This window comes from Bradyrhizobium sp. (assembly GCF_016462955.1).
Lineage (GTDB): Bacteria > Pseudomonadota > Alphaproteobacteria > Rhizobiales > Xanthobacteraceae > Bradyrhizobium.
In genome coordinates this window covers 1-1799 of the sequence record NZ_JAEMSD010000836.1, presented here as the reverse complement: position 1 = coordinate 1799, position 1799 = coordinate 1, and the positions used below count along the sequence as shown (strand labels likewise).

Genomic DNA, 1799 nt, shown 5'->3' with positions numbered 1-1799 from the left:
AGACGCTCGGCCGCGTCGAATCGCCGGCCGGAAAGCGTCTGGCCATCCTGACCAATGGTGGCGGCATCGGCGTTCTCGCCGTCGATCGATTGGTCGAACTCGGTGGAATTCCGGCAACCATCTCGACTGAAACGCACAAGAAGCTCGATGCGGCGCTGCCGCCGACCTGGTCCGGTGCAAATCCCGTCGATATCGTCGGCGATGCCGATGCTGCGCGCTATGCGGTGGCGCTGGCGGAACTGCTGGCCGATCGCGACAACGACGCAGTCCTCGTCCTCAACGTGCAAACCGCGATCGCATCGGCCGCCGAGATCGCGGCGACATTGACGGACCTCGTCGGCAAGTATCGCGAGCAGCACCGCGGATGGGCGAAGCCCGTGCTGGCGGCGTGGGTCGGCGCCGATCAGCACATCATTCAGGCGCTATCCAATGCCGGCGTGCCGAACTACCCGACCGAGGACGATGCCGTGCGTGGCTTCATGCACCTGGTCCGGCATCGCGAAGTGGTGGAGGAGCTGAGCCAGGTGCCTCCCGCGATGCCAGACAGTTTCGTTCCGGATGCCCAGGCGGCGAGAGAGATCGTCACCGCAGCGATCGCAGATGGTCGCCAGTGGCTCGAACCTGTCGAGATCAAGCAGCTGCTTGAAGCTTACGACATCGCGATGGTGCCGACCTATGCGGCAACCGATGTCGAGCAGGCGGTAACCTATGCAAAGGACATTTTCGCGCAGGGCGGCACCGTCGTACTGAAGATCATGTCGCGGGACATCACCCATAAATCCGATGTTGGCGGCGTCGTCCTCAATCTGACCACCCCCGAAGCCGTGCGAGGCGCGGCCACGGGCATCATGGCGCGTGCGAAGAAGCTGCGGCCTGAGGCGCGCATCGGCGGCGTCATCGTGCAGGCGATGGTCGTCAAGGCAAAGGCGCGCGAGCTGATCCTGGGTCTGGCCGACGATCCGACCTTCGGCACCGTTGTGGTGTTCGGCCGGGGCGGCACTGCGGTGGAGATCATCAACGACAAGGCGCTCGCGCTGCCGCCGCTCGATCTGCAACTGGCCCGCGACCTGATCGACCGCACGCGCGTGTCGCGGCTGCTAAAGGCCTATCGCGACGTGCCGGCGGTCAAGCAGGACGCCGTCGCCATGGTGCTGGTCAAGCTGGCGCAGATGGCGGCAGACATTCCCGAGATCCGTGAATTCGACATCAATCCGCTGCTGGCGGACGAAACCGGCGTGACCGCGGTCGACGCTCGCGTGGCCGTCGGGCCGCCGCAGCGGAAGTTCGCCGGCTCCGGACCGTCGAATTTCGCCGTTCGCGCCTATCCGTCGCAATGGGAGCGCCGCCTCAAGCTCAAGGAGGACTGGCGCATCTTCGTGCGGCCCATGCGCCCCGAGGACGAGCCAACCATCCACGAGTTCCTGCGTCACGTCACGGCACACGACCTTCGCCTGCGCTTCTTCGCGCCGATGAAGGAATTCACCCACGAGTTCATCGCACGCCTGACCCAGCTCGACTATGCGCGCGCGATGGCCTTCATCGCATTCGACGAGTCCACCGGCGAAATGGTCGGCGTCGTCCGGCTCCATTCCGACTCGATCTACGAGAGCGGCGAATACGCGATCCTGCTGCGGTCCGATCTCAAGGGCAGGGGGCTCGGCTGGGCCCTCATGCAATTGATCATCGACTACGCGCGGTCGGAAGGATTGAAGACCATCTCGGGTGACGTGCTCCAGGAGAACATCGTGATGCTCGAGATGTGCCGGCAACTCGGCTTCGAGGTGAAGCCGGACCCGACC

Annotated in this window: 1 protein-coding gene; it reads left to right on the top strand. The window is 64.8% G+C overall.

All coding sequences use genetic code 11. The features are described from left to right. A partial coding sequence (locus JHD07_RS38985; RefSeq protein ID WP_291631893.1) for a GNAT family N-acetyltransferase occupies nt 1-1799 on the top strand: 1799 nt, incomplete at both ends.